This is a genomic window from Paenibacillus sp. AK121 (genome assembly GCF_019042715.1).
Taxonomy (GTDB): domain Bacteria; phylum Bacillota; class Bacilli; order Paenibacillales; family Paenibacillaceae; genus Paenibacillus; species Paenibacillus polymyxa_C.
Genome location: NZ_JAHPJM010000035.1, coordinates 1 through 4,225, shown reverse-complemented (window position 1 = coordinate 4,225; position 4,225 = coordinate 1). Strand labels below are relative to the sequence as shown.

The 4,225-nt window shown below is 58.9% G+C and carries 5 protein-coding genes and 1 pseudogene; 3 read left to right on the top strand and 3 right to left on the bottom strand.

Features of this window, described 5'->3' with window-relative positions:
* On the bottom strand, positions 1–1,029 hold a 1,029-nt coding region (locus KSP24_RS24950), incomplete at its 3' end, for a DNA cytosine methyltransferase (protein WP_216977146.1).
* A gap of 29 nt (positions 1,030–1,058) precedes the next feature.
* Positions 1,059–1,505 (bottom strand): very short patch repair endonuclease, encoded by a 447-nt coding sequence (locus KSP24_RS24945; RefSeq protein ID WP_254207990.1) that lies wholly within the window; start codon positions 1,503–1,505, stop codon positions 1,059–1,061.
* Between the two features lie 289 nt (positions 1,506–1,794).
* On the opposite strand from KSP24_RS24945, the gene KSP24_RS24940 reads away from it, so the two are divergent.
* The 3 genes from KSP24_RS24940 (at position 1,795) to KSP24_RS24930 (ending at position 4,018) form a co-directional block, all read left to right on the top strand.
* On the top strand, positions 1,795–3,042 hold the full coding sequence (locus KSP24_RS24940) for a hypothetical protein (RefSeq protein ID WP_216977144.1): 1,248 nt from the start codon (positions 1,795–1,797) through the stop codon (positions 3,040–3,042).
* 1 nt (position 3,043) lies between these two features.
* Positions 3,044–3,316, top strand: a complete 273-nt coding sequence (locus tag KSP24_RS24935) for a hypothetical protein (RefSeq protein WP_216977142.1) — start codon at positions 3,044–3,046, stop codon at positions 3,314–3,316.
* A gap of 162 nt (positions 3,317–3,478) precedes the next feature.
* Positions 3,479–4,018: a hypothetical protein gene (locus KSP24_RS24930; protein ID WP_216977140.1), complete on the top strand. Its 540-nt coding sequence runs from the start codon at positions 3,479–3,481 to the stop codon at positions 4,016–4,018.
* Here the strand turns inward: KSP24_RS24930 and KSP24_RS24925 are convergent.
* Positions 4,015–4,225: pseudogene (locus tag KSP24_RS24925) on the bottom strand (DNA adenine methylase); the annotation flags it as partial. The gene KSP24_RS24930 and the pseudogene KSP24_RS24925 overlap by 4 nt on opposite strands.

Here is a 4,225-nt window from a genome sequence, read left to right as displayed (position 1 = left end):
CCAGTCGGGGAAGCCGTGAAGCCTGGCCATTTCGCGGACCGTTACGCAGCGGTCGTAGCGGTAATGGATCGGGCGGGGGCTGGTGAACGCGCCCCGGGCCCCGTCGGTCCCGGCGCGAAGGGTGTTCGACACGCCGCCTGGCGGCAGCTTGAACAAGCGGCTAATCGGTTCGACGTCGCCCGCTTCGGTCTCGGCGAAGCGCCGACGGGAAATATCGGAATGGTCGGTCCTGGCGCTGGACGTCAAGACGCCCGGGTTCCAGATCCTCGGGTGGGAGAAGTGCCACGCCTCGTTGGTCAGGCAGCGCATTTCGGCGGCATAGGCGGACGGCGCGCCGAAGGCGGCGGTCTTGACCGCATCGCCATGGAGAAGCGAAGAAAAGGCTTCTGCGTCGGGCAGATCGTCCAAGGCTTCGGCGCAGGTCGGCCCGAGAGGCAAATCGGCCGCCCCCTTCTGCCCCGCGATCTTGCTCGCCGCCGCCGGATAATCCGGCAAAGCGACTCCCTTCTTCGCGCCGAAGAGGATCAACCTCTCCCGCGATTGGGGCGTCCCGAAATTCCCGGCGTTCAAGACCTGCCAGGGCAACCGGACCTCGTAACCCTTCGCCGCAAAGGCCGCGACCAGTTCGTGCAGGAACTGCTTGTGGGTTCCGACCGTCAGCCCCTTCACGTTTTCGAAAACGAAGGTCCGTGCGTCCAATTCGGAGACGATGCGGACGAATTCCAGAACAAGGCGGTTCCGGGGATCGTCCAGAACTCTATGACCGATCAGCGAAAAGCCCTGGCACGGGGCGCCGCCGAAGACGCAATCGACGGGCCGGTTGCCGATCCCGGCGGCCAGGCGGATTTCCCCGCCCGAAAGGTGTTCGACCGACTTCGCGATCACGGCCGTCCGGGGAAAGTTGAATTTGTGGGCCGCGCAATGGACCGGGTCGATTTCGACCGCCGCCGCGACGTCGAATCCAGCCTGTTCGAAACCGAGGCTCAAGCCACCGGCTCCGGCAAACAGGTCGATTCCGATAGGTCTCATGTCGGGGCGTTCCTTCCACAGATTCCGCGTCACCCTAGCGGATCGCCCCCGCCTTGTCGATCGCAAAAATCGCCCTTGAGGAATCCGGCGATCCTGGCGGCCAGGGCGTCGGGCGCGCCGATTTCGCATTGCCAGATCGTCAGGACGCGCCACCCGGCCCTTTCAAGTTGCGCCTGCTTGACCGCGTCCCGGGCCCGGTTGGCCGCGATCTTCGGCACCCAGTAATCCTCGCGGGACTTCGGCAATCGCCCCTTCTTGCAGCCGTGACCGTGCCAGAAGCACCCATGAACGAAGATCGCGGCCTTGAACCTGGGGAAGACCAGGTCGGGCGTTCCTGGCAAATCGCGGCGGTGCAACCGGAACCGGAACCCGGCGGCATGGGCCGCACGCCGGACGGCCAGTTCCGGCCCGGTGTCCTTACCGCGGACCCGGGACATAAGCCTGGATCGGGCTTCCGGGGCCAGCCGATCGGCCATTTTCCGGTTTCCACCTTTCGCTCATTGTTCCCCATACGTCCCGTTAAGGTTTTCACCGGGGGCTTTGGAAATCAAAGGAAATTCTTCGGGATTGAAAATCCGCGTGTCGCTGGTTCGATTCCGGCTCTGGGCACCACTATTTTCAATAGGTTAGCAGACAACCTAAGCCCTTGACGCCGAGGGTTTTCACTTTGGTTTTCACGTTTCCCGTTCCGGTCCCGTTCCGTTCCAACCCACGAAGAAATCGCTCAAACCGAGACGGAGACCGTTTCGCGGGCGTCTTTTTCTGTTGGCATTGACCAAGCGCGCGGGCAAGGTGCGGGGAACTGCTTCAAACGCGCGTTGCCGCGCGGGGTTCGGATTTTGCCCGAATCTCGGAGAAGATGATGGAAGACCGGCCATGGCCATAGAAAACGACGTCCCTCTGTCCATACCAACTCCGGTTTCGGTCGAGCTTCTCGACTTTGATCGGGATAACCCCCGATTTACACCGGATAAAGAACCCGAGAACACTTCGGATCAGGCCATCATCATCCAGCTGAATCGCACCGCGGATTTGGGCGAACTGATTCAATCTCTCGGCTTCAACGGTTACATCGGCATCGAGCCGATGATCGTCTACGCCGCTGACGACCGCCTTGTCGTCCTTGAAGGCAACAGGCGCCTGGCAGCGATCAAGTGTTTGCGGGACAAGGCGCTTGCAAAAGAGTGCGGTGTGTCGACCCCTCACGGTTTGCCCGACGCCGTCTTGGCTTCGTTTCGAAACATCCTCGTTTTCCGGGTGGCCGACAAAGACGGCGCGAAGAACCTGATCGGTTTCAAACACATCAATGGCCCGCAAGCCTGGGATGCCTATGCCAAGGCCCTTTTCGCGCTGCGGTGGCTCGATACCGAACGGGCTAAACCTGGCGGGTTGTCGTTGTCCGATATTGCTTTGCGGATGGGCGACAAGCACGACACCCTCTTGCGGATGGTGACCGCCGCATATGTAATCCGACAAGCGGAAGGCGCTGGGGTCTATGATTTAGATGAGCGAACCAAGAAATCGTTCAGCTTTTCCCATCTCTACACCGCCCTCGCCTACGCCGAATTTACGACATACCTCGGAATGGACCGTCCTGCGCGAAACGCCGACCCCATCGTGAACCCGGTCCCCCAGGCTAAACTCGAAGAACTGCGGCGCCTTCTGAAGTGGCTTTACGGATCAAAGCGTGATGAAGTTGAACCAGTCATTCAGACCCAAGCCAAGGATTTGAACCGCCTTAAGTCGGTGATCGCGCACACCGCAGCGTTGCGCGAACTTACCGAACGCGGCAATTTGGAAGATGCCGTCGTGACGGCGACGCCGCGCTCCAGTTTGTTTGCAGCGAACATAGTTGCTTCGGCCGCCACCTTGAAGACCAGTCTCGAAACCGCTGCGGATTACGACCCAGAGGCCCAGCCCGAACTTTTGGAATTTGCGGTAAGCTGCTCTGATCGTGCCGACGCCATCGTCGCTGTCATGCAGCGGAAGAATCTTAAGGCCGAGAAGAAATAGAATGGCATTGCTGGCTTTGCCCGCATCAAATGCGGGAGCAGATATTCAACTCGACTGGTTGGAACTTCGAGCCTTCTTTGATGAATTCGGTAAGGCGAGGCTCGATGAACTTTCAGGTGGGCGCAAAACCCTGCAAGAGGAACAGTCCGAGGATATTGCGGAATTCGATCTGGCAGATGATGCGTTCCGAGCAGAGATCGAAACTGAACTGAACGACCGAAAGACCGCTTTGGGAGAGGCCTACCCCTTCGACTTGAGCGGGGACGGCGAATAAGTTAGCCTGATTTCCTCGGCCGACAGCGAGAACGCTTGTTTCTACCTCCTGTGCCTGATCGCTTCTCACATTTCTCGTTCGCCTATCCTTACGGTTCCACCCGAAGGCGACATCCTTAGACGACTTCGCAATCGCGTTTATCAGATTTTAGGAACGCTTGCCGTGGCGGGCCATGCTGGTGGCCCGGCAATCAGCCTTGGATTTCCGCGCGAAACGAAGGAAAGCATCCTTGAAGCCCTGCGTCGTGCCGAAGGCTGGGGTATAGGTTTAAAGGCGCGAGATACTCCGGGCCGGGATCATCAACCGAGGTCCAAAGACGGCGGTATTGATGTAATAGCTTGGCCGCATCAACTTCGCCCGCCGCCCGCGTCGATTTGGTTCGGCCAACTGGCATCAGGCCACAATTGGGTCGATAAACCGGCTTCTCTCGAATACAATCAGTTCATGAACGACTTCTTCGAAGATCGAGGGTCGGGCCAGCATAACTTTGTAACTTTGATTCCATTCAGGATCACTGACGGCCATCTTTGGCGTCGTGCTTCCAATCAGCACGGGCATATCTGCGACCGTTTTACGACGCCGAAGCATGCGCTTGTCGGCATCGCTCTTGCCAGGAGCGGTATGAACATGGACGAAGCCGCAAACTTGGCACAACTGACCGGCTGGATCGCAGACTATCGGGTCTTTGCGCTAGCCGCCTAGAAGGACCGAAGAAGGACTTCCTTTTCCTTGCGAGTGGTCCTGAGGCTATAGTTGACCGAAATAGTCTCGATCCTTCGATCAGCGTATAGCTCGTGGATCAGCGGATGGTTGTCGTAGGTAAGAATCCAATTCGGAAAAGTCCCGCCCTGGAGCATATCGGCCAGTGCGCTGTGCTTCGCCTCGTTCATCGCATTGAGGTAAAGCCGC